Origin of the sequence: Alkalilimnicola sp. S0819 (genome assembly GCF_009295635.1) — a bacterium.
In the GTDB taxonomy this organism is placed as follows: domain Bacteria; phylum Pseudomonadota; class Gammaproteobacteria; order Nitrococcales; family WHIW01; genus S0819.
In genome coordinates, this window is the sequence record NZ_WHIW01000013.1 from 1 (window position 1) to 21,827 (window position 21,827).

Annotated in this window: 21 protein-coding genes and 1 tRNA gene; 21 read left to right on the plus strand and 1 reads right to left on the minus strand. The window is 66.1% G+C overall.

What is annotated here, in order from left to right:
* The first annotated feature begins 167 nt into the window (after positions 1 to 167).
* The 21 genes from GBG68_RS10980 (at position 168) to GBG68_RS11080 (ending at position 20,960) form a co-directional block, all read left to right on the plus strand.
* Entirely contained in the window at positions 168 to 1,472 is a 1,305-nt protein-coding gene (locus GBG68_RS10980) for a M18 family aminopeptidase (RefSeq protein WP_152147251.1), read from the plus strand.
* The gene (locus GBG68_RS10985) at positions 1,453 to 2,466 is read left to right on the plus strand and encodes a biotin--[acetyl-CoA-carboxylase] ligase (protein WP_152147253.1); all 1,014 of its coding nucleotides are present in this window, start codon (positions 1,453 to 1,455) and stop codon (positions 2,464 to 2,466) included. The genes GBG68_RS10980 and GBG68_RS10985 overlap by 20 nt, the downstream gene beginning before the upstream one ends.
* Positions 2,463 to 3,191, plus strand: a complete 729-nt coding sequence (locus GBG68_RS10990; protein WP_152147255.1) for a type III pantothenate kinase — start codon at positions 2,463 to 2,465, stop codon at positions 3,189 to 3,191. The genes GBG68_RS10985 and GBG68_RS10990 overlap by 4 nt, the downstream gene beginning before the upstream one ends.
* Before the next feature lie 57 nt (positions 3,192 to 3,248).
* Positions 3,249 to 3,324, plus strand: a tRNA-Thr gene (locus GBG68_RS10995).
* A 145-nt stretch (positions 3,325 to 3,469) separates the two neighbouring features.
* Positions 3,470 to 4,846, plus strand: coding sequence for a TIGR03013 family XrtA/PEP-CTERM system glycosyltransferase (locus tag GBG68_RS11000; protein WP_152147257.1), 1,377 nt, complete (start codon positions 3,470 to 3,472; stop codon positions 4,844 to 4,846).
* 203 nt (positions 4,847 to 5,049) lie between these two features.
* Positions 5,050 to 5,694, plus strand: coding sequence for an XrtA/PEP-CTERM system exopolysaccharide export protein (locus tag GBG68_RS11005; RefSeq protein ID WP_152147259.1), 645 nt, complete (start codon positions 5,050 to 5,052; stop codon positions 5,692 to 5,694).
* A gap of 25 nt (positions 5,695 to 5,719) precedes the next feature.
* Positions 5,720 to 7,171, plus strand: a complete 1,452-nt coding sequence (locus GBG68_RS11010; protein WP_152147261.1) for an XrtA system polysaccharide chain length determinant — start codon at positions 5,720 to 5,722, stop codon at positions 7,169 to 7,171.
* A complete protein-coding gene (locus GBG68_RS11015) occupies positions 7,172 to 8,038 on the plus strand; it encodes a CpsD/CapB family tyrosine-protein kinase (RefSeq protein WP_152147263.1) in 867 nt (288 codons plus the stop codon).
* Positions 8,039 to 8,086: 48 nt separating this feature from the next.
* A complete protein-coding gene (locus tag GBG68_RS11020; protein WP_152147266.1) occupies positions 8,087 to 9,439 on the plus strand; it encodes an outer membrane beta-barrel protein in 1,353 nt (450 codons plus the stop codon).
* 5 nt (positions 9,440 to 9,444) lie between these two features.
* The gene (locus tag GBG68_RS11025) at positions 9,445 to 10,374 is read left to right on the plus strand and encodes a hypothetical protein (protein ID WP_152147268.1); all 930 of its coding nucleotides are present in this window, start codon (positions 9,445 to 9,447) and stop codon (positions 10,372 to 10,374) included.
* A 23-nt stretch (positions 10,375 to 10,397) separates the two neighbouring features.
* Positions 10,398 to 11,282 carry an XrtA system polysaccharide deacetylase gene (locus GBG68_RS11030; RefSeq protein ID WP_152147270.1) on the plus strand — a complete coding sequence of 295 codons (885 nt, stop codon included), beginning with the start codon at positions 10,398 to 10,400 and terminating at the stop codon, positions 11,280 to 11,282.
* Positions 11,275 to 11,640, plus strand: coding sequence for a hypothetical protein (locus GBG68_RS11035; RefSeq protein WP_152765730.1), 366 nt, complete (start codon positions 11,275 to 11,277; stop codon positions 11,638 to 11,640). The genes GBG68_RS11030 and GBG68_RS11035 overlap by 8 nt, the downstream gene beginning before the upstream one ends.
* Positions 11,640 to 13,619 (plus strand): asparagine synthase (glutamine-hydrolyzing), encoded by a 1,980-nt coding sequence (asnB, locus tag GBG68_RS11040; protein ID WP_152147274.1) that lies wholly within the window; start codon positions 11,640 to 11,642, stop codon positions 13,617 to 13,619. The genes GBG68_RS11035 and asnB overlap by 1 nt, the downstream gene beginning before the upstream one ends.
* 1 nt (position 13,620) lies before the next feature.
* Positions 13,621 to 13,884 carry an acyl carrier protein gene (locus GBG68_RS11045; protein WP_152147276.1) on the plus strand — a complete coding sequence of 88 codons (264 nt, stop codon included), beginning with the start codon at positions 13,621 to 13,623 and terminating at the stop codon, positions 13,882 to 13,884.
* A 1-nt stretch (position 13,885) separates the two neighbouring features.
* Complete coding sequence (locus GBG68_RS11050) at positions 13,886 to 15,388, plus strand: class I adenylate-forming enzyme family protein (protein WP_152147278.1); 1,503 nt, start codon at positions 13,886 to 13,888, stop codon at positions 15,386 to 15,388.
* Positions 15,385 to 16,404 (plus strand): NAD(+) synthase, encoded by a 1,020-nt coding sequence (nadE, locus tag GBG68_RS11055; RefSeq protein WP_152147280.1) that lies wholly within the window; start codon positions 15,385 to 15,387, stop codon positions 16,402 to 16,404. The genes GBG68_RS11050 and nadE overlap by 4 nt, the downstream gene beginning before the upstream one ends.
* A gap of 13 nt (positions 16,405 to 16,417) precedes the next feature.
* Positions 16,418 to 17,002, plus strand: a complete 585-nt coding sequence (locus tag GBG68_RS11060; RefSeq protein WP_152147282.1) for an acyltransferase — start codon at positions 16,418 to 16,420, stop codon at positions 17,000 to 17,002.
* Positions 16,999 to 17,697, plus strand: a complete 699-nt coding sequence (locus GBG68_RS11065) for a hypothetical protein (protein ID WP_152147284.1) — start codon at positions 16,999 to 17,001, stop codon at positions 17,695 to 17,697. Before GBG68_RS11060 ends, GBG68_RS11065 begins: the two co-directional genes overlap by 4 nt.
* Complete coding sequence (locus tag GBG68_RS11070; protein WP_152147286.1) at positions 17,688 to 18,812, plus strand: glycosyltransferase; 1,125 nt, start codon at positions 17,688 to 17,690, stop codon at positions 18,810 to 18,812. Before GBG68_RS11065 ends, GBG68_RS11070 begins: the two co-directional genes overlap by 10 nt.
* Positions 18,785 to 19,852 (plus strand): glycosyltransferase, encoded by a 1,068-nt coding sequence (locus GBG68_RS11075; protein WP_152147288.1) that lies wholly within the window; start codon positions 18,785 to 18,787, stop codon positions 19,850 to 19,852. The genes GBG68_RS11070 and GBG68_RS11075 overlap by 28 nt, the downstream gene beginning before the upstream one ends.
* The gene (locus GBG68_RS11080; protein WP_152147290.1) at positions 19,842 to 20,960 is read left to right on the plus strand and encodes a glycosyltransferase; all 1,119 of its coding nucleotides are present in this window, start codon (positions 19,842 to 19,844) and stop codon (positions 20,958 to 20,960) included. The genes GBG68_RS11075 and GBG68_RS11080 overlap by 11 nt, the downstream gene beginning before the upstream one ends.
* Here the strand turns inward: GBG68_RS11080 and GBG68_RS11085 are convergent.
* Positions 20,905 to 21,612: a polysaccharide deacetylase family protein gene (locus GBG68_RS11085; protein WP_152147292.1), complete on the minus strand. Its 708-nt coding sequence runs from the start codon at positions 21,610 to 21,612 to the stop codon at positions 20,905 to 20,907. The genes GBG68_RS11080 and GBG68_RS11085 overlap by 56 nt on opposite strands.
* Positions 21,613 to 21,827: the final 215 nt, after the last annotated feature.

The following is a 21,827-nucleotide window of genomic DNA, read 5'->3' on the forward strand; positions in this document are numbered from 1 at the left end:
GAAACCACTCAGCGCCGATGATAGTGCAGCCTCGCTGTTGTGCGAAAGTAGGTCATCGCCAGGCTCTTAATACCAAAACCCCCGAAGGAAATACCTTCGGGGGTTTTTCTTTGCGCGGGTGCGGGGCAGAATCGGGTTCCCTGCCCCGCTTACAGGAGATCTAGCCGATGCACGTCGAATCCAGGGACGCCGCCAGGGAGCTGCTCCAGTTCATCGACCGCTCTCCTAGCCCGTGGCACGCCGCCGCCAATATGGCTCAGGAGTTGCGGGCGGCCGGATTTCGGGAACTATCGGAAGCCCAGCCGTGGGATCTGCAGGCAGGGCAGGACTACTTCGTCCGCCGCGACGATTCTTCTCTGGTGGCGTTCAGGGTCGGCAAGCTGCCAGGTAGCAGCTTGCGCATCGTCGGTGCCCATACCGATTCACCCGGCTTTCGCGTCAAGCCCCAACCCATCATTGCTTCGGACGGCATGCTGCGGTTGGCCGTAGAGGTCTATGGCGGCCCGATCATTCCCAGCTTTACGGATAGAGAACTGGGCCTGGCGGGGCGTGTTCATTACCGCACGGCTGATGGAATCGTCCGCCGCCTGGTACACATTGACCGACCACTGCTACGCCTGCAGAACGTCGCCATACACCTCAACCGGGACGTTAACGAGCAGGGGCTGAAGCTGCAGCGCCAGGATCAGCTGCAATTGCTCCTCGGATTGGAGGCCGATGAGAAGGCCGGCCTGAATGCCTTCCGAGGGCTGCTCGCCGAGCAGGCCGGATGCGATGGAGCGGATGTGCTCGGTTGGGAGTTGGCGGTCGTCGATACCCAACCAGGCGCCTTCTTCGGCATGGCGGACGAGTTCATCGCCAACGGGCAACTCGACAATCTGGCCTCCTGCCACGCGGGTCTTCGGGCATTGCTCCAGGCCAGCGATGCCGGTACCACGCGAATCCTTGCGTGTTTCGATCATGAGGAGGTCGGCAGTGAAAGCTACGCTGGTGCTGGCGGCAATTTCCTCGAAACGGTGCTGGAGCGCATGCGGGATGCCCTAGGGGTCCCCCCTGCCGAGTGGGCTATTACCTGCAGTGATAGTCTGCTGCTCAGCGCCGACATGGCCCACGCCTACCATCCAGCCTATCCCCAGTTACACGACCCCCAGCACCGGGTCTACGTGAACGGCGGGCCGGTGATCAAGCACAACGCCGCACAACGATATGCAACGGACGGGGTGGGCGAAGCCTTCTTCACGGCCCTATGCCAGGGGCTCGGTTTGCCGGTGCAGCACTATGTGCATCGGAACGACCTTCCTTGTGGGAGCACTATCGGCCCGATGTCCGCGGCCCGACTCGGCTTGCGCACGCTGGATGTGGGGGCGGCGATGTGGGCGATGCACAGCGCCCGTGAGAGTGCGGGTGCCGCCGATCACCTGATGATGATCCGGGCCATGAGCGGGTTCTACGGTGCAGACAGCATTGGCTGAACCCGCGCCCAGTCTCAATGCGCCGGCGTATCGCGTGTGGAAGGTGCTCGCTGATGGCACTTTCCGCTCCGGCGAGGACTTGGCCCGAGCCGAGGGTGTGAGCCGTGCGGCCATCGGCAAGGCGGTGAACCGCCTGCGGGCGTTGGGCGTTGGAGTGCAGGCCGTCACCGGCCGTGGCTACCGCCTGGAAGAACCGGTGGAACTCCTTGATGCGCGGTGGTTGGAGCGCGCGCTCGCGGTGCAGTCCCGCAGCCAGGATTTTGCTCTTCGTGTTGTCCCCAGCGCCGATTCAACCAATGCGGTTCTGATGTCGGCAGCACGCTCCGGCGCCGCTGACCAAGCGCTCTTCGCCGAGTGGCAGACACTGGGGCGCGGGCGCCGGGGGCGCGGCTGGATAGCTCCGCCGGGGCGCAGTTTGTGTTTTTCGATCCTGCTACAAATGCCGGTGCTTCCCTGCTCCGTCGCCGCGCTGAGCCTCGCCGTGGGTGTCGCTGTGGTCGAGCGGCTGGAAACCCTGGGGATAATCGGGTTGGCGCTAAAATGGCCGAACGACCTCCTGGCGCCCGAAGGTAAGCTCGGTGGCATTCTGCTGGAGATGGTCGGTGAGCCCGAAGGGCCGTGCACGGTGGTCGTGGGCATAGGGCTTAACCTGGCGCTGACGGCTGCAGAAAGGGACGTGATCCAGCAGCCGGCGAGCGATCTGCGCTCTCTCACTGGGCGATTACCGGGGCGCAACAGGCTGGCCGCTGAATTGGTGAGTGCGGTAAGGCAGAGCGCAGAGCTATACAAACAGGCCGGGTTTGCCCCGTTCAGGGAACGCTGGTCCGGCTATGATGCTTACGCCGGTCGTGAGGTGGTACTACACCTTCCCACGGGCACCGTCTCGGGAGTTGCCCAAGGCATAGACGAGCAGGGAAGTTTGCGGTTGAAGACCACACAGGGGTTGCGCCTGTTCGGCAGCGGCGAAGTGAGCCTACGGGGTTCCAAGCCATGATGTTGCTGATCGACCAGGGCAATACCCGGATGAAGTGGCGTTTTCTGGACGGCCGTGGTCTGGTGTCCGGCGGGGCATCTGGCAACGGTGGCGAATTGCCCACTTCATGGCGCAAGGCACCGCTGGAGGGCGCCTTGCTTGCCAGCGTTGCCCCAGCCGGCGTGGTCGCCGAGCTCGAAACCAGCCTCGCCACGCTGGGGCTACGCGCTGAACGGGTTCGGGTGGTATCGCCGCAGCATGGCATACGCGTAGCGTATAGCGAACCTGGGCGGTTAGGCGTCGATCGGTGGCTAGGCATGCTCGGGGCCGCGCGCCTGGGGCTGCTCCCGGCGTGCATCGTCGACAGCGGCACCGCAGTCACCATCGATGCCGTGGATCGGCGCGGAAACCATCTCGGGGGCATGATCGCGCCGGGGCTGGGGCTGATGCGTCGATCCCTGGCCTCGGGGACCGGGGCGCTGGACGATGTGGCCGCTGGCGAGGCGCCCCTGTTCGCCCAGGACACCCCGTCCGCGCTACGCAGCGGCACCCTGCGCGGCCTGGCCGCGCTGGTGGATGGTGTGGGTGAGCAATATCGGCAGGCACTGCGGCACGAAAGTGATGTTCACGGCTTGCTGGTCGGGGGTGATGCGGCCATTTTGCACCCCTATCTGCGCGGCTCATGGGAGGTGCAGGAAGATCTGCTTTTCCATGGGCTGGCCCTGCTCGCGGAGCACAGCACCTGATGTCTTCGCGCCGCGTTGTTCCGAGGCGGCGTTTTCGCTAGGATTCCGAGCCTTGATGCTGGCGTAGCTCAGTTGGTAGAGCGGCTGATTTGTAATCAGCGGGTCGCAGGTTCGACTCCTGTCGCCAGCTCCATATCCCTCCTCCGCGCTTGTCCCCCTCGCCGCGGACCGGCTTGCTTTCGCGACCCCTAGGCTCCAACTGTGAGCAGGAAAGCCAGGAACCGATCACTGCCTGTGCAGTGAATGATCCGGCGGTTTGTCTCACGGGGGGCAGAGCTATGGAAAGCCGGCATAACGGCAGAAAGCTGCTGCTGGGTTTGTTCTGGGTGGAAATCACATCGGCTGGGCTGTTGTTCTGGTTCCTGCGTGAGCTGGTCGGCAGCGGCGTCCCCCAGGTCGCCGGCATGGTTCGTTGGTGGCCGCAGGCGGTGCTTTACGCCGTCTTGCTGGTTTTCGCCATGCTGGGCGCGGGGCTCTATAGCCGCCACCTGCGCGAGAGATTGCCTGGTATTTTGCTTCGGCTGTTGCTCAGCGTGGTTCTGGCCGTTGCCGGCTGGGCGCTGCTGTCCAGCACATTCACCGGTCGCGTGGCCGTATCCGGTCTCTTGATGCTGGGGATAACGACGCTAGTTTTGCTGGTGCTGGTCCGCGGGGCCTTTCTGCATCTGTCCGCATGGGGCTGGCTGCAACGGCGCGCTATCGTCCTGGGGGCCGGGCGTCGTGCACTGGAACTCGAACGGCTGCGGCGGCGCACGGATCTCCTGGGGCTGCGCATCGTCGGTTATGTTCCCTTGCCCGGTGAGGTGCGCCGCGTGTCCCCCGAGCGCCTGCTTCGCAGCCAGGGCGGACTGTTGCGACTGGCCCGGCGACAAGGCGCGGAGCAGATCATCGTCGCGGCCGATGAAAGGCGCCAACGCCTGCCCAATGAACAACTGGTCGCGGCCCGAACGGCCGGGCTACACATTGTGGATCTGATGGATTTTCTCGAGGAAGAGCTGGGCAAGATCAAGCTCGAATTACTCCGGCCCAGTTGGTTGATCTTCGGCGGTGGCTTTCAAGGTGGCAGGGGTGCCGCGGCCGCCAAGCGCCTGCTGGACATCCTGGTCAGCCTGCTGTTGCTGGGTCTGGCAGCGCCCCTGATGATCCTGGCCGCGGTCGCTGTCCTCATTGAAAGCGGGCGGCCGGTCATTTACCGACAGGCAAGGGTAGGGCGCGGCGGGCGCGTGTTCCAGCTCTACAAGTTTCGCAGCATGCGCGCGGACGCCGAGAAGGGCGGCGGGGCGCAATGGGCGCGCACCGACGATGATCGGGTCACCCGGGTTGGCCGGGTGCTCCGTCGTTACCGCATCGATGAATTACCCCAGCTCTACAACGTCCTGCGCGGTGAAATGAGCTTTGTGGGCCCCCGCCCGGAGCGGCCCGAATTCGTGAAAGAGCTGAGTGCCAGCCTGCCCTACTACCAGGAGCGCCACCGGGTGAAGCCAGGGCTCACCGGATGGGCGCAGATACGCTATCACTATGGCGCATCGGAGCGGGACGCCTTCGAGAAGCTCCAATACGATCTGTTCTACGTGAAGCACCAAGGAGTGTGGCTGGATGTGGCCATTCTTCTGCAGACCGCGGAAGTAGTCCTTTGGGGCAGGGGCGCCCGTTAGGGTCAGGCCCCCGCCCGTGCCACCGCGCCCGGCAAGTCCACGCAAGCGCTTACTTGGAAACCTCCCGCGGCACCCCCACCCACAACGCTGAGTCCGCCATGCCCGAGGGTGCATCGTGCACGGTGGGCGCAAAACGCTACTAAGCAGGATCGGAGCCGAGTTCACCTTGCGGCGTGAGCCCGGCACGCCCGAGGGAGGGGTCAATGATGCGTTTATCCTGGATTATCGGCCTGGCCGGTCTGCTGCTTGCCGCCGGCTGTGTGCAGCGCTCGGAACTTCGCCAGGGCCACGCACCCCAAGCCTGGGCGGATGAGAGACCGGCTTCGGAGCACGTCTCCCCCAAGGCCTATCGCATTGGGACGGACGACCAGCTACAGGTGAATGTCTGGCGCAACCCGGATCTGTCCGTGGACGCCCCCGTGCGCCCCGACGGCAAGATCACGTTGCCCTTGATCGGCGACGTACAGGCCGCGGGCCGCACGCCCGAGTCGGTCAGCCAAGCGGTGGAGGAGGCGCTGAAACAATATCTCAAGGCACCCCGGGTGGCGGTTATCGTGACCGAGATGCGCAGCCATGATTATGCGGCCCGGGTGCGTGTCACCGGCGCGGTTACCGCGCCGATTTCCCTGCCTCACCGCCCGGGCATGACCGTGCTGGACGCGATCCTGGAAGCGGGCGGCCTGAACGAATTCGCCGCGGCCAATCGCGCGCGGCTCTATCGGCGAGAGGGCGATGCTTCCAGCGCCCGGGTTATCCGCCTCGGCGACATCATCGAGCGGGGCGATCTGGGCACCAACGTGGCGCTGCAGCCGGGCGACGTGATCAGCGTCCCCGAGCGCCTGTTCTAGACACATCCTGGCCAGGGACAACGTCATGCGAACGGATCTGGAACATGAGCTGGACCTGTTGCTCCGGGAGGCCAACGCTCGACGCCGCTGGGTGTTGGGGGGGTACCTGCTGGTGATCGCCCTGGTCTTGGCGGTGGGCTGGGCGTGGCCGAAAAGCTACCAGACGTCCACCAGCCTCTACGTGGACAACCAGAACATCATCGGCCAGTTGATGGAAGGCGCGGCGGTCAGGACCACTGTCGCGGACAGCGCCGACAGTGCGCGCTCCATCATCCTCGGCCACCAGAACCTGGCCTGGGTGCTGGAACAAGGCGGCTGGCTGGCGTCATCGCCTTCGCCCGCGGAGCAGGAACAGCTCATGGCGTCGATTCGTCAGCGTACCCGGATCAGCAATGAGGGCGAGAATATCCTGCGCATCAGCTATCGGGACAGTGATCCGCAGCGGGCGCTGCGCACCACCCGTTTGCTGGCGGACGTGTTCGTGCGGGAGGTGCGTGAGGCGAAGCACGAGGAAAGCAAGGCCGCCTATACCTTCATTGATCGCCAGGCTAGCCAGTACGAGCAGCAACTCGCCGACAACGAGGCGCGGCTGAAACGGCTGGGGGTGGACCCGGAAATGGCGCTGGAACCGGACTTTGCGCAGCGCGCCAACGCGCTACGCGAACGGGTGGCGTCTCTGCGCCAGGAATTGCGTAGCGCGGAAATCACCCAGACCACCGTGCGCGAGCAATTGGCGCGATACCCCCGCCGGGCGGAGGGCAACGCGGAGCTGCGACAGCTGCAGGCACAATTGGCGCAGCTGCGTACCCAGTACCACGAAGCCTACCCGGACATCATCGCGGTGCAGGAACAGATTGGCGAGCTGCGCCGGCAGGCCGTGGGGGGCGATAGCACCGACCCCGTGTATCAGGAACTGCGCCGCAACCTGTTCGAGGTCAACACCCGGATCAAGACGCTGGGTGACCGACTGGGGGCCGCCGAACTGGAGCTCGAGTCCGCGGCCGGGCTGGGCTCCAGAAGCGCCGACGCCGAGGAGTTGGAACAACTGGTTCGGGACTACCGCATGGGGCAGGAAATCTACGCCGACCTGCGCCGGCGCCGGGAGGCGGCCCGGGTATCGATGAAGCTCGATTCCGAACAACAGGGTCTGACCTTGCGCGTGAATCAGCCGGCCTACCTGCCCCACCAGGCGGAAGGCCCCCGGCTGCTTCATTTCGCCTTGGCGGGTCTGTTGCTCGGCGTGGCCCTGCCTTTGGGATCGGTTTATGCATTGGCCCGGATCGATCCCCGCGTGCGCCGGCCGGAGTTTCTTAACGAGGAGCTGGGCCTGCCCGTTCTGGCGGTGGTTCCCCCGCTGCGCACCGCCGCGGAGCGACGAGCCGATGCCCGCGCGCTGGTCTACGCGGGTCTGGTGTTGCTATCGGGCGTAATGCTGGTGGTCGTTGTGCTGCTGTTGCGAGCCTTTGGGGGGGAGTAGATGAGCAAGATCGAAGAGGCCATGCGTAAGGCGGGGCAGGCACCAGGAGCGGTGGTATCGCGGGTTCGCCCCCAGGAACAAGCGCGGCCGACGTTGGAGAGCAACACCACGGCGGGTGGCGCCATGGTCGGGCTTGGCGCCGCCGAGCAAATTGCCAGAATGCGTGAATCCAGCCCCCGCTCTCACAGCGATCTGGAAGCGCGACGCCTTATCGACGAGCACAGCAGTGGTGCGCCCGTGGGCGAGGCTTTCCGCACGTTGCGCACCTCCCTGCTGCAAATCACCCAGGGGCGGAACTTCTCCTTGTTGGTGAGTTCGGTCTGCGTGGATGGTGGCGCGAGCTTCGTGGCCCGCAATCTGGCGGCGGCCTTCGCCATGGATCCCGGCAAGACGGCGCTGCTGCTCGATTGCAATCTGCTTGCAGCTGGCGATGAAGAGAGCTCCGACAGCGGGGGGCTCGCGGTGGCGCCAGATGCCGCCCCTGGGCTCACCGATTATCTACAGCGCAGCACGATGAAGGCCGAAGAGATTCTCTACCCGAGCGGCGTCGCCCGCTTGCGGGTCATCCCCAGGGGAACCCATTCCACGGCCGCCGTGGAGCACTTCACGGCGCCGCGTATGGCTAGCCTGCTCAAGGAACTGCGGGGCCGCTACGCGGAGCGTTTCCTGATCATTGACAGCCCGCCCATCGCAGAGTCCGCCGATAGCCGCATTCTCGCCGAGCTTTGTGATTTCGTGCTGCTGGTCGTGCCCTATGGGGGGGCAAGCGCGGCGCGCATCAGCGCGGCGGTGGATGCCGTGCCCGACGGGAAGCTGATCGGCAGCGTGATGAACGGGCAGCCGGAGCGTCTGCTGGCAGCTCACTGAGGTTCTGCATTGCTCAGGGCACCCTAACCATAATGACGAGGTTGGACCATGGACGGGACCCATCGCCTTTCGCTGTTTTTCTTGGTGTTCTGCCTGTTTGAATCGGCCCAGGCCATGCAGGGGGCCGCGAATGCCGGTGTCGGTCTGGAGTACAGCGACAACCTGGCCCGCTCCAGTGCCGATGGTGACGGCACCTGGGGGGCCATTGCCTGGATGGGTGGAGAGCTGTATGAGGACAGCGAGCGTCTGCAGTTGAGTGCCGAAAGCGGCCTGCAGTACGAAAATTACTTCAGCAGCGCCATCGACGATGAACTGCTCTTCAGCCTGGATGGCCGGGGACGTTACTGGTTGCTGCCCGGCCGTCTGAGCTGGATGGCCGAAAATCACTTCCAGCAGGTGCGTATCGAACCACTGCGCACCCGTACGCCGGCCAACCGTCAGGACGCGAATCTCTTCTGGACCGGCCCGGAATTGCGCTGGCCGGTGAGCGCCGCGGACACCCTGACCCTGGGTGCCCGCTACGGGAACGTCTACTACGAAGATACGCCGGCGGATAATGATCGGCTGCTGGGGAGCCTGCGTTGGTCCCGGGCGCTGACCCCCACCACCGAGCTCTCCGTCAACTATCAGTTCACGGATGTGCACTACGATGAGAACACCGCGGTCTACGACCAAGGCCGACTGGTCATGGTCACCGATGATTACAGCCGCAGTGATCTCTACGCCCGACTCGCGTACCGGCTGCCGTTGTGGCGTCTGCGCATGGAGGCCGGGCTCACGGAGTTGGATCGGGAGCATCTGGACGATGCCGATGGCCCGCTGTTCGCCGCCCTGCTGCAACGGGATCTGCCACGAGAGGGTTACATCGGCCTGCGAGCCAGGCGCCAGTACACCGATAGTGGCGAGACTCTCGCCGGCGAGGCGGCGCTCCCCAGTTTGTTCAACCTGGCTGCGAGCTCCGTGTTGCAGGACATAATCCTCGAGCAGCGCCTGGATGTATTCGCCGAGCTGAATCGGGATGATTGGTCCCTGCTGGGGGGGGTCTATCGCACCGAAGAGAATTTCGAAGAGCTGGAACTTGACCGGAAAGCCTACGGGCTGAGCGCCGAGCTGGCCTATGCGCCCTGGCTGACAGCGCGGGGAGCGGTGTTCTTCCGCTACGAAGACGAGCGCTACAGCGACATTGACCGGGACGATAACACCTACGCGTTGGGCGTGCGCGCGCAAAAACGGCTGGCCCGTCGCTGGGAGCTGGGGGCCGAACTGGGCCACGTAGAGCGGGACAGTAGTGCGGCGGGCTTTGATTTCACCGAATCCCGTGCGCTGCTTTACCTGCGCTTCGGACCCGCCCGCGCGCTGGATCCGGAGCGCCGACGCCGTTCTGATTTCGAGCGCTTCTGAGCGCTATGCCCTTGGCCATTGCCATGCACCCACTGGAGCGGACGCAGCAGGTGACGAGTCTTTATCCCAGCCGCGCGATCCGCCGGGCGCGGGTCTTTATCGAGTATACCCTGCAACGCCCCGACGGTTTCCTTGCCCTGAGTGGCGCGCGCGGCGCCGGCAAGTCCAGCCTGCTGCGGGAGGTCACCGAATACCTCCCGGTTTCCACACGGCTCGTGCAATTTTCCGCAGCGGCGTTCGCGCAAGCCAGCGGGCCTCACGGGGCCACGGAGGCATTGCAGCGTCAATTGCGCGAGGCGCGCCTGGCGCCGCGGGAAGGCGAGCAGTCGGTCTTGCTCTGGGTGGACGATGCGCAGGCGCTGGGTGAGGCAGCGCTGGGCCGGGTGATGCACCTGGCCGCCGAGGCGAGGGATGTCGATTGGCCGATGCGCGTCATTGTCAGCGGGCAGGGGTTATCGCCCCGCCTGAGCGACCGCGCGGGCCTGGGCCAGCTGGATACGTATGCCCCATCGCCACTGTATTTGGAACTTTGTGGCCTGGAGGATGCCGAGGTGGCCGGCTATCTCGATCATTGGCGGCAAAGTGTCCGCGTAGCACGCGCCCCGCTGTTCCGGGCGGAGGTGCATTCCTTGTTGCACGAGGCCAGCGCCGGCATGCCCGGGCGCCTCGCTTCCCTGTGTGACAGCTGCCTGCGCCATGCCCGGGATGCGGGCTCCGAATGGGTCGATGAGGCAATGGTGGTAGAGGTGCTGGCAAGAATGGACCGGCAATCATCCGCTGGCCCCGTCTCGTCGGCTTCGGCCGGTGCTCGGGATCCGCGCTCCGAGGCCCTGCTGGCTGCCGTGGAGCGCCTGTCCGGTGTCCTGAATGAGTGCGCGGGCTTGATCGAGCATGAGCTGCGATCCATGTCGGAGGGAGTGCGGCCATCGCGCTGACGATCGGTACGGGGAGGGGCGGCATGCACAATGCCATGACAGTGGATGTGGAGGACTACTTCCACGTGGCGGCCTTCGCATCGCGAATCGACCCGGGGGATTGGGATCGATACCCCAGCCGCGTGGAGGCCAACACCCATCGCTTGCTCGCGCTGTTCGCGGAGCGCCAGGTTCGGGCGACCTGGTTCGTTCTGGGCTGGGTCGCCCGCCGACATCCGCAGCTGGTCAAGGCCATAGCCGCTGGTGGCCACGAGGTGGCCTGTCATGGCATGAGTCATCAGCTGATCTACCGACAGAGCGTAGCGCGTTTTCGGGCCGAAACCCTGGCCGCCCGGAAGTTGCTGGAGGATCTTTCCCAGCAGCCCGTGGAGGGTTATCGGGCCGCGAGTTATTCCATCACGCGCCGCTCCCTGTGGGCCTTGGACGTGCTGGCCGAAGCCGGCTTTCTGTACGATTCCAGCATCTTCCCGGTGCATCACGACCGATACGGCATACCCGGCGCGCCGCGTCGGCCGCATCGGCGGTCTACCCCCGGTGGCGCCTCCCTGGTGGAATTCCCTCCCGCCACGGCCCGCTTCGGGCCGCTTTGCCTGCCCTGCGCCGGGGGCGGCTATTTCCGGCTCTATCCCTATTCGCTCACGCGTTATCTGCTCAAGCGTTGCAATGGGCAGGACGGGCAACCGTTCATGTTCTATCTGCACCCCTGGGAACTGGATCCGGACCAGCCCCGCTTGCCCGCGGGGCGCTTGAGCCGCTTTCGCCACTATCTGAACCTCCACCGTTGCGAGTCGCGCCTTACGGCCCTGCTGGCGGATTTTCGCTTCACCACCGCCCGCCGCGTGCTCGAAGCCGCCGGCCTTCTCGCTGCCCCGGCAGTGCCTGGCGGGGCGGGCGCGGCCTATGCCTAGCCGGGCGCGCTTCGGGTTGCTCTGGGCGGTACTCGGGCTGATGACCGTCGTACTCAGCCTCTTGCCCGGGGGCGGGGACTGGTTGGGCCGTTGGACCAGTGCGGGGCATCTGCCGGCATACGCCGTACTTACCGCCGCCGGTGCCTGGGCACGGCCCGGCCTGTTGGCGTCCCGCGGAGCCAGCCTTGCCCTGGCGGCCGCTGGGGCGCTGCTGCTGGGTGTGAGCATGGAACTACTACAGCCGCTGTTCGGCCGGCAGGCCTCCTGGCTGGATCTGGGGCTCAATATGCTCGGCGTCGGCTTGGGGCTGGTGCTGGCCGAGCTCGGCTGGCAGCGATACGCTCGGGTGGGCGGCTGATGTGTGGGCTGGCGGGTATCCTGGCGTGGCGGGCGGCGCCGCCGCAGCACAGCGAATTGGCGAGCATGGTGCGCATGCTGGCGCACCGCGGCCCCGATGCGATAGGGCTGCACCGGGTCGGCCCGCTTGCCCTGGGGCACGCACGCCTGGGCATCGTCGACAAGGCGGGCGGTGTTCAGCCCTGGCTGGACAAGAAAAGTGGAATCGCCCTGGTTTTCGCCGGCGAGATCTTCAACTATCTCGAATTGCGCGAGGAGTTGCGCCGCCGCGGTGAGCACTTCGAAGGCCGCTCCGATACCGAGGTGCTGCTCAAGGCCTATCTGCGTCATGGCTCCGATTTCGTGCAGCGGCTCAATGGTCAATTCGCCATCGCGCTGTGGGACCCCCGCCCGCGCGAGCTGCTCCTGTTTCGCGACCGCGTCGGTATAGCACCGCTGTTTTACCGCGAGGATCAGGGCCGTTTGCTGTTCGCCTCCGAAGCCAAGGCCTTTCTGCCGGTACAGCGGGAGGCGCCGCGGCTGAATCCCGAGGTGCTCGACCAGATCTTCACCTTCTGGGCTCCCGGCGGCGCGGATTCCCTGTTTGCCTCGGTGAAAAGCGTGCCCCCGGGGCACATGCTGCGCGTACGCCATGGCCGGCTACGGCTCCAGCCTTACTGGGACTGGCGTTTTCCCGTGCAAGGCGATCATGAGCAAGGAGACGAAGCCACACTGGCCGAGCAGTTGCATGCCTTGCTCGACGACGCCGTGCGTTTGCGGCTGCGGGCCGAGGTGCCGCTGGCCGGTTATCTCTCCGGGGGGCTGGATTCGGCGGCCATCAGCGCGCTGGCCCGCACCGGCGGGCGGGGGCTGGCGACCTTTTCGGTCGCCTTCGATCAGGCACCCTTCGATGAGTCCGCAGAGCAAGGTTTTCTCAGCGCGGCGCTGGGTACTCATCACCACACACTGCGGCTCACCCCCCAGGCCATCGCCGAGGGCTTCCCGGCGCTGGTCTGGCATACCGAACAGCCGCTGCTGCGTACCGCGCCCGCGCCGCTCATGCAACTTGCCGCGCAGGTACGTCGGAGCGGGGCGAAAGTGGTCTTGAGCGGCGAGGGGGCCGACGAGGTGCTGGGTGGCTACGAGATCTTCAAGGAGGCGAAGATCCGCGCATACTGGGCGCGGCAGCCGCAATCGCGCCGGCGCCCCCTGTTGCTGCGGACCCTCTACCCGTACCTGCCCATGCAGAGCGCGCGCGGTTACGTGGAGCGATTCTTCGCCCAGGGCCTGGATCAGCCGGATAGCCCCTTGTTCTCGCATTTGCCGCGCTGGGCCAGCACCGCACGCGCGAAATACTTCTACTCCGATGCGCTGCGCCTGACGCTTTCGCAACGGGGGAGCGACCCGCTGGCCACCCTGCTCGCCACACTGCCCACGGCCATGAAGGAATGGACGGCGCTGGCGCGAGCCCAGTATCTGGAGGCCAGGCTGTTGCTGCCCGGCTATCTGCTCAGCGCCCAGGGGGATCGGCTGCTGGCCGCCCACGGCCTCGAGGGGCGTTATCCCTACCTGGATCATCGCCTGATCGAGTTCGCCGCGCGGCTGGCGCCGCGCCACAAGCTGCGGGTGCTGCGTGAAAAGCACCTGCTGCGCCTCGCTCTTCGCGCGGTGCTCCCCGAGCAGGCCCTGCGACGCGGCAAACACGCGTACCGAGCACCGGATGCTGAGGTGTTGCGGGCATTGCTCACCAGAGAACCCGCCGCGGACCTGCTATCGCCAGCGGCGCTGAGGGCGAGCGACCTGTTCGATCCCCGGCGAGTGCAGGGGCTGCGCCGAAAGATCGGCACCGGGCGGCCCTGCTCGGCGTCCGATCAGGCCGCGCTGTGCGGGGTTTTAACCACCCAGCTGTGGCACCACCTATTCGTTGAAGGCCATTGGCAGTCCGGGCGGCAAGCTAACAACTTCAAGGACGATGACCTGCGACAGATTGAGGGGGCGTGACATGCTGCGGCGGCAACAACTCCGACGGTTCATCCTGGAGAACTACCTATTCACCGATGAACAGTGCGCCTTGGGCGACGATGACTCGTTTCTCGAGCGGGAAATTCTCGATTCCACCGGCATCATGGAACTGATCCTTTTCCTGGAGGAGCAGTACGGCATCACGGTGGAAGAGCAGGAAATGACGCCGGATAACCTGGATTCGGTAAGCCGCTTGCTCGATTACCTGCAGCGCAAGCAGTCCGCCATTGCGGTGGGCCACTGAGATGGGCGCCCTCCTGCTCGAGCGCCTGGGGCAGCACGCCCGCCAGCGGGGGCAGGCCACGGCGCTGGTGTATGGCGACGCCCGGCTACGATACGCGGAACTGTGGGACCAGGTGCGGCGCTTGGCGGCCTGGTATCGCTGCCGGGGCCTGCGGCCGGGTGAGCGGGTCGCGGTGCTCATGCACAATCGCCCGGAATACGTCGTGGCCTACTATGCGGCATGGGCCGCGGGCCTGGTCGCGGTGGGCCTGAACGCCGCCTGTCGGGCTGGGGAGTTGCTGCATTGCCTGCAGCACAGTGGCGCGCGCCTGCTGGTGGCGGAAGGCGCTCACCGGGCCTTGCCGGAGCTGGGCCGGCGCTGGCTCGGGGACATGCTGCTCACGGCGCCGGCACGGGTGACCTCGGTGCCTTGGCACGATGCCTTGGCGACCGAACCGGCCACCCCATCCGCGCCGGCCCCGGATGCTCTGGCCGCATTGGTCTATACCTCGGGCACCACCGGCCCGCCGAAGGGCGTGATGCTCGGCCATGGTGCTTTCGCGGCCAATGCCGATGCCATTGTCCAAAGTTTGCGCCTGCGCCCCACCGACAAGGCGTTGGCCTTGCTGCCGCTGCACTACGCCTATGGCGGCTCGGTAATGCACAGCCACTTGGCCGTGGGCGCGGGCCTGTTGCTGGAGAGCAGCCTGGTCTATCCCCGCGAAGTTCTGGCGCGGATGGAGCGGGAAGGCGTCACGGGTCTGCCGGCCGTGGCCCCTACCCTCAGTCTGCTGCTCAGTCCCGCGCGGCTGCACGAGTTTCCCCTGGGGCACCTTCGCTATATCACCCATGCCGGCGGCCCCATCGCCTGGGCCAGCGTGCGGCGTATCCGCGCCGCCCTGCCGCATGCCGCCTTTTACCTGATGTACGGCCAGACCGAAGCCACCGCCAGATTGTGCTGTCTGCCCCCCGGGCAGATCGACGAAAAGCCCGGTGCCGTGGGGTATCCGGTATCCGGCGTGCGCCTTGGCATCCGCGACCAGGCCGGTCGCGCCTTGCCCCCTGGCGAGGTGGGTGAGATCTGGGCCAGCGGCGCCAACATCATGCTGGGTTACTGGGGGGATCCGCGGGGCAGCGCACAAGTCCTTCGTGGAGGCTGGTTGCGCACCGGGGACCTGGGCCATATGGACGATGATGGCTGCCTGTATCTGGACGGTCGCGTCGGCGACATCATCAAGACGGGCGCCCACCGGGTGAGCCCCGTCGAGATCGAATCCGTCATCGGCCAGATCGACGGCGTCGAGGAGGTCTGTGTCAGCGCGGTGGGGGATGATTTGCTGGGGCAGGTGATTCATGCCCGCATCGTGCCGCGCCCGGGTGCGCGGCTTCAGGCCGGTCGCATTCGCGGTCACTGCCGAAGCCGCTTGGCCAGCTACAAGGTGCCCCGGCAGGTGGAGTTCTGCCAGGCCCTACCACGCAGCAATGGCGGCAAAGTGCTGAGAAGCTCAGGAGAGATCAGGCCATGAAGACCGACGATCCCTGGCGGGAATGCCAGGCGGACCGGCTCCAGCGCGCACTGGATCTGGATGAGCCGCTGGAGGTGCGCAAGATCCGCAGGAGTATCCGCGATCTGCTGCGTGCCCGGCTGCATAAACGCGGCGTGGTGGTGGCGCTGTCCGGTGGCATCGACAGCTCCGTGTGCGCGGCCTTGGCGGCGGAGGCGTTGGGGCCTCAGCGGGTGTTCGGCCTGCTCCTGCCGGAACGGGAATCCTCCTCCGGGAGTCTGGAGCGGGGCAAGCTGCTGTGCGGGCACCTGGGGTTGCGGCACCGGATCCACGACCTGAGCGCGGCGCTGGAAGCGGTGGGCTGCTACCGGGAGCGAGATCAGGCCATACGCCGGCTGTTCCCCGACTATGGACCCGCCTGGCGGAGCAAGATCGTGATCGGGGATTTCGGTGCCGGTGCCTTGCATCACTTCCGCCTGGTGGTGGAAGACCCGAGCGGTGTCGTGCACGAACGTCGGCTGGGGTTGCGGGAGTATCTGCAGATTGTCGCCGCCACCAATTACAAGCAGCGCCTGCGCAAGTCCGTGGAGTACTTCCACGCCGACCGGCTCAACTACGCGGTGCTGGGCACCGCAAGTCGGTTGGAGTACGACCAGGGTTTCTTCGTCAAGAACGGCGATGGTTCCGCCGATCTCAAGCCGATCGCTCATCTGTACAAGGTGCAGGTTTACGCCCTGGCCCGCTATCTGGGGCTGCCGGCGGCCATCTGCTCCGCCATTCCCACCACCGATACCTACAGCCTTCCCCAAGGGCAGGACGAATTCTATTTCTCCCTGCCCTACGACAAGATGGACCTCGCTCTGTGGGCCTATAACCACGACGTGCCTCCTCCTACCCTGGCCCCGGCCCTGGCCTTGAGCCGCGAGCAGACAGAACGGGTCTATCGGGATATCGAGGCGAAACGGCGCGCCACGCGCTATCAGCATGCCCCGCCTCTGCTCACCGAGGCCGTTCCCCAAGTGAACGCCATGGTCTGACAGGGGGGTGGCCATGTCATATCGGCACAAGAAATGGATCGTGCGTGCCTTGCACCTGCTCACCTTCCCGTTCTCGCTGATCAGCTTGGTCGCCTATCGCCGGTGGGGCAGCGAGGCGCCGTTCCAGTTCAGCGCGCGTCTGCTGAGTCTGGTTCCGGGGTACTTGGGGCGTTACCTGCGCTGCAGCTTCTACGTGGTCACGCTCCCCGCCTGCGCTCATGATCTGGCGGTGGATTTCTGCTCCTGGTTCGCGCACCCCACGGCCCGGGTTGGTCGCGGTGTGGTCATCGCCAGCTTCAGCATCATAGGGACGGCCACCCTGGCCGATGAGGTGCTCGTCGCAAGCCGCGTATCGGTTCTGAGCGGCAAGCAGCAGCATCCGCGCGGAGGTGACGGTGGCCGTGGTGGCCAGCCGCGCTACCAGCGGGTCACCGTGGGGAAGGGGAGTTGGCTGGGGGAGGGGTGCGTTGTCATGGCCGATGTGGGGGCGCGCTGCGTGGTTTCCGCCGGCAGCGTGGTGACCCGGCCCATGCCGGATCATGCCAGTGCGGTGGGCAATCCGGCCCGCTTCATGAGACTGAGCGAGGAGGCGGCATGAGACGCCCGGGCGGTGTTGTGGTCGCCAGCCTGTGGTTTTGCATTGCGTTGATTGCAGGGGGGGCGATGGCGGAGCAGCGGATTGTCTATATCGAGGCGTCCACGGTGCATCGCTGGAAACTCGAGCAACTGCCGGAGCGGATGGCTCTGGAAAACGTCTCCATCCGCGTGCACCGAATTCATGGCTTCGACAAGAGCGCGGCGGTGGCGGCAGTGCTGGGCTCGGGTGAGCGCCCGGATCTGGTGGTGTTGCAGCAGTGCTCCGTCTATTTCCCGGGCGAGTTGGGGGATTATCGCCGCAAGACCCTGTCGTGGCTGGAGCAACTGGAAGGGCAGGGCATTACGGTGGCGCTGGCCACCACCGTGCCCACGGCGGCGAGCCTCGGCTGGTGGCAGGATTTCAAGAATCTGGTGAAGACCCGGTTGCTCGGGCGCGAGGGGCAGCAGGAACAGATCACCAACTTCAACACCTGGCTCAGGCAGCTTGCCGCGCAGCGCCGCCTGCCGTTGTTCGACCCGGAGGCGGCGCTGCGTCAGGCCGAGCCCCCCGGCTACCTGGACCCCGCCTACGACGCGGGGGACGGCATTCATCTGAACGCCCGGGGCTATGAACGGCTGGACCGGGTTTTCTATCGGTTCCTGCAGGGGCTGGGGGCGCCACGGGCCTGCGAAGGGGCGGACCGTACATGCGCGTGATGCACATCATGGCCAGCAACTTCGTCGGCGGCCCCGAGCGCCAGGTGTTGCGTCATCTGGAACACCTGAGCGCGGAGCCGGGGTGGCAGATCTGCCTGGTGAGCTTCGCCGAACCGGGCGGGGAGGAACTGCTGGAGCGGGGCCGCGCCTTGGGTGCCGAGGTCTGGCGCCTGCCCGCCGCTCGGAGGCAGCTGTTTCGTGCCCGCGGACTGCTCGCCCAACAAATTGCCCGCTGGCAACCGGATGTGGTGTGCACCCATGGTTACAAGCCGCTGGCGCTGAGTTTGACAGTGCGGTCATCGCCGCCACGCATCGCCTTCTCCCGGGGCTGGACGCGAGAAGACTGGCGAATCCGACTCTATACCCTGCTCGACAAATTCCTGTTGCGCTTCCCCGACCGGGTGGTGGCCGTGGCCGAATCCCAGCGTCAGCGCCTGCGGCGCATTCGGGTGCCCGCGCACAAGATTCGGGTTATCGCCAATGCCTGCACCCTGGACGAAGCACCATGCCGCACCCCGGGCGACGATGTCCGCCGCGCGATGGGGCTGCCGGCCCGGGGGCCGTTGCTGCTGGCCGCGGGCCGACTGAGCCCGGAAAAAGGGCACCGGCATCTGCTTGCCGCGATGCCCGCGATTCTCAAGGCGCATCCGAGCGCCCAACTGCTGATCGCCGGTGATGGGCCACTGCGCGAAGAACTGCTGTCCGGGGTGGGGGGGGCTCTCCGGGCGCATGTTCACCTGCCCGGCTTCTGCCGAGAGGTGCACGGGCTTTTTCGGGCCGCGGATCTGCTGGTGCTGCCCTCGCTTTCGGAGGGTATGCCCAATGTCTTGCTGGAAGCCATGGCGCTGGAGTTGCCCGTGGTGGCGACCCGGGTAGGCGGCGTGCCGGAACTGCTGCAGAACGGGCGTCTGGGCGTGCTGGTGGAGCCAGCCAGCCCTGCGGCGCTCGCCGAAGCCTGCATAGCCGCGCTGGATCACCCGCAGAGCTGTCGGGAGAGGGCGGCCGAGGCGCGGATACAGGTCTTGCGCACGCACGGTTCCAAACGCCAGACCGAGAAACTGCAGGCCCTTTACAGGGAGGTGGTGGAATGGCGGAGTCGCATGCTCACGGTGTGATGCCCCGGGTCACCGTGATGGTGCCGGTGCGCAACGAAGCGCGTTACATCAAGGCCACCCTGTCGCAATTGGCCGAGCAGGACTACCCGGCCGGGTCTCTGGAAATCCTCGTGCTGGACGGTGATTCCGAGGACGATACCGCACAACGGGTACAGGCCTTCGCCACCGCGCACCCGGGCTTGAACCTGCGCTTGCTCCGCAACCCGCGCCGCCTATCCAGCGCGGCCCGAAACCTCGCCTTGGCGCATGGCCGTGGGGATTACTTTCTGCTCATCGACGGCCATGTGCACATACCCGGGCGTCGGATGATTCGGGATCACGTGGAAATGGCGCTTGCCCATGGCGCGCTGGTGCTCGGCCGGCCCCAGCCCCTGGATCCGCCGGGCATCACCAGCTTTCAACAAGCGGTGGCGTTGGCACGGCGCTCGCGCCTGGCCCATTCCGGGGAGTCGCTGATTTTCAGCAACAGGCAGGCTTGGTGCAGCCCGCTCAGTGTGGCGGTGTTCTATCACCGAAGCGTCTTCGAACGATGTGGTCGTTTCGATGAACGCTTCGATGCCGCCGAGGACCTGGAATTCAACTACCGGCTGGAGCGCGCCGGGCTGCGCTGCCTGATCTCGCCCCGCTTCACGGTGCGCTACTACCCACGGGAGAATCTCTCAGGGCTGTTCCGGCAGCTTGTCCGCTACGGCCTGGGCCGGGGGCGATTCCTGCGCAAGCACCCGATGCGGCTGCGTCCCGAGATGCTGGCGCCGCCATTGTTGCTGCTCGGCCTGGTGGTGGGCGTGCTGGGCAGTCTATTCAGCGGATGGTGGCTGGGGCTGTTCGTGCTGGCGCTGGCGGCCTATGCATTGCTGCTGGAGGTGGAAGCCCGGCGTCTGGTGGCCGGCCAGCCGGGCCAGTCAGCGCATCGGCTGGCACTGATCATCGCCACGATTCACCTGGGGCTGGGCTATGGCCTGCTGCGAGGCCTCCTGACACCCTGGCCCACGGTGCAAGCGGGCCCGCGTTTCGACGAGGAACGGGACCTTGCCGGCTAAGCGCGTCCTGTTTCTGCTCGATTGCCTGTACCAAGGCGCCGGCGGGGGCAGCGAGCGACAGTTCCTGAAGCTCTACCGCCACGCCGCCGAAATCGGCATTGACCCCTATGTGGCGTTTCTGCGCACCGAGGCCGTGCATCGACAGCTGGACTGGGCGCGCCCGCCGCTGCAACTGCAGTTGAAGTCACTGCGCAGCCCGGCGTTGCCGCTGGTGCTGTGGCGTCTGAAAAGGCTGGTGAGCCGGGAGCGGATCGAGGTGCTGCATACGCTGTTCGACGACGCTACCCTCTGTGGTGGTCTATTGAAGGCTCTCTGTCCGGGCTTGAGGCTGATCTGCAGTCAGCGCAACCTGGGGCACGCCCACTCCGGCTTGCGCAAGCGCCTGCTCGGAGCGGTGTTCCGGCGTGGCGAGCAGGTGGTGGTCAACGCCCGGGTCATCGCCCACATGCTGGAGGCCGAATACGGCGTAGCGCCCCAGCGTACCCGGGTCATCCCCAATATGTATGAGGCCGCACCCGCGGCGCGCCCCGGTGGCGCGGATCTGCATGCGCTGCGCAGGCGACATGGGATGCTTGCCGTGGTGGTGGCCAATCTGCGTCCCGTGAAGGGAATCGACGATCTGCTGGCCGCCGCCCGCCAGACGGCGGACCTGGATCTGGGCTATGTGCTGATCGGCGATGGTGGGGGGCTGGCGAGCTATCGGCGTGAAGTGGCGGCGGCGGGTTTGCAGGCGCGTGTGCACCTGCTGGGCGCGCGTGATGACGTGCCGGCCTGGCTGGCGATGGCGGATTTGGCGATCTTGCCCTCCCGTTCCGAGGGCATGTCCAATGCGCTGGTGGAGTACATGTTCGCCGGCCTGCCGATTGTGGCAACGCGAGTGGGGGGCAACGTGGAAGCGCTTGACGGCGGGCGCTGCGGCGTACTGGTGGCGCCCCGGTCGCCGGCGGGATTGGCCGCCGGGATCCGCGCCCTGGTGGACGATCCGCCCCGCAGAGCGCGTTTGGGGCGGTGTGCCCACCGCTACGCCGAGGGGCGTTACACCGTGTCGCGGGTCAGTGCCGCCTACCGGCGATTGTACCGGTGCGGTCCGGCAGGCAGTCCGCGGTGAGCTCCGGTGCGATGGCGGGACGCGATGGCGCCGCGCTCTCCAGGGCTTCGAAGCGAAAACCCTCGGCCCGGTATCGTGGAATCATCTCATCCAGATAGTCCCGCGTGAGCTGGAACTGGTCGTGGAACAGCAGGATGTCGCCCGCTTCCAGTGTGCCGAGATTGTGGGCAATGGCGTGGGTGGATTTCGCGCGATAGTCCCGCGCGTCCCGGGACCAGAGCACGATGTCGAAGGGCACTTCGCGACTGCAGCGAAGCAGGTTCCAGCTGAGGTGTCCGTAGGGTGGGCGGTATAGCGTGGGGCGCCAGTTCGGCAGCACCGCCGTTATAGCCCGGGTACACCGCAGATGCTCTTCCTGCAACTGCTGACGGTTGAGCCGGCGCGGGGATCGGTGGCTGTAGGAGTGGGCCCCCACCGTGTGCCCCTCGGCCACCATGCGTCGCAAGAGTTGTTCCCGTCCCGCAATGCGGTTGCCCAGGATAAAGAAGCTGGCCCTGACCTTGTGGCGCGCCAGCGTATCGAGAATGGCCGCTGTGCGCGAATGCGGCCCGTCATCGAAGCTCAGGTAGAGCGCGGGCGCGCTGCCGCGCACGCGATAGCGCAGATTTGGCGCCAGGGCCGTGAGCAGCATTCTAGCCAGACGGCTGGCCATCAGGTTCGTACCGTGATCAAGTGCATGGGAACCCGCCTTTTCGCTGTTCTACGCGGTTTCTCGGAGATGCCGGTCCGTCCCCCGGGCCGACCTCCAAGGCAGTGTTTCCTTGAGTAATCGGATTGTGGTCGTGTTCGGCGTATGCAAGAGCCGCCCCCGGTGTCTCTTGACGCGGCCCCCGGGTGCTTGAAAGTTCACGCTTCGCCTTTACCTCA